This window comes from Blastococcus sp. CCUG 61487, from assembly GCF_005222955.1.
Lineage (GTDB): Bacteria > Actinomycetota > Actinomycetes > Mycobacteriales > Geodermatophilaceae > Blastococcus.
Genome location: NZ_LWUA01000228.1, coordinates 24,011 through 24,239, shown reverse-complemented (window position 1 = coordinate 24,239; position 229 = coordinate 24,011). Strand labels below are relative to the sequence as shown.

The following is a 229-nucleotide window of genomic DNA, read 5'->3' as shown; positions in this document are numbered from 1 at the left end:
CGTCGTCGCGGCGGCTCGGGGTCCACCGGCTCCGCGGCCAAGCCGGCGTCGTCCGGCGGTCGCGGCTCGGGCTCGGGTGGTGGGCGCGCGTCGGGTCCGGCCCGCACCCGCGCCGAACTGGCCGCCCGCGCGGGGACGTCGTCCGCCGCGTCGTTCAGCGCCCGCTCCCGCCGGGGCCGCTGACCCCGCCGTCCTCCCCCGCCGCCCAGCGTCCTCCCTCACCGCGCAC

1 pseudogene is annotated in these 229 nt (G+C 83.0%); it reads left to right on the top strand.

Annotated elements, in window-relative coordinates:
* Positions 1-183 (top strand): annotated as a pseudogene (locus A6V29_RS21305) (DEAD/DEAH box helicase); the annotation flags it as partial.
* Positions 184-229 lie beyond the last annotated feature (46 nt).